Source organism: Mesorhizobium sp. M2C.T.Ca.TU.002.02.1.1, from assembly GCF_003997225.1.
On the sequence record NZ_RZTO01001353.1, the window covers coordinates 1 to 846 of the forward strand.

Here is an 846-nt window from a genome sequence, read left to right on the forward strand (position 1 = left end):
GCTCGAGGGGGTGGAGGGCACCGCGGCGCTGCTCGAGCGGACAAGGGAATTGCGCGGCCATGGCAGGCTCGCCGGCAAGACGCGCGGCGTCCTTGTCAAATGCGCAAAGCCCGGCCAGGAACTGCGTGCGGACCTGCCCTCCATCGGCCCGCAGACGGTCGAGGCCGCGCATGCCGCCGGACTGGCCGGCATCGCGCTGGAAGCTGGCCGCTCGCTTATTCTCGAAGGCCCGGAGACGCTGGCGCGCGCCAATGCGCTTGGCTTGTTCATCGTCGGCCTGCCGGCAACGGAGTTGGCCGATGAGGAGCCGGCTAATGGTCGCTGAAAGGCCGCTCAAGCTCGCAATCGTCGCCGGGGAGGAATCCGGCGATCTGCTTGGCGCCGACATTGTGCGGGCGCTGGAGCGCACGACCGGCCGCAAGGTTCAGCTTGTCGGCATCGGCGGCCGGCATCTGCAGCAGCTGGGGCTGACGCCGCTTTTCGATGGCAGCGAGATCGCGCTGATGGGCTTCAGCGCGGTGCTGCGTGACCTGCCACGGCTGATGCGCCGGATCGGCCAGACGGCGGCGGCGATCGCAGCCGAGCGGCCCGATTGCCTCGTCACCATCGACAGTCCGGACTTTTCACTGCGTGTCGCGAAGAAGGTTCGCGCGGCAGCACCAGGCATCCCGATCGTCCACTATGTCTGCCCGAGCGTATGGGCCTGGCGGCCGGGCAGGGCGGTGGCCATGAAGCCGTATGTCGACCATATCCTGTGCATCCTGCCGTTCGAGGTGAAGGCGCTTGCCCGTCTCGGCGGACCGCCGGGCACTTATGTCGGTCACCGGCTGACGCGGGATCCGGGCG

Annotated in this window: 1 protein-coding gene and 1 pseudogene; both read left to right on the forward strand. The window is 68.7% G+C overall.

The features are described 5' to 3' along the window. A partial coding sequence (lpxI, locus tag EOD07_RS36060; RefSeq protein ID WP_127238487.1) for a UDP-2,3-diacylglucosamine diphosphatase LpxI occupies positions 1-325 on the forward strand: 325 nt, incomplete at its 5' end. Then, positions 315-846: pseudogene (locus EOD07_RS36065) on the forward strand (lipid-A-disaccharide synthase); the annotation flags it as partial. The gene lpxI and the pseudogene EOD07_RS36065, both read left to right, overlap by 11 nt.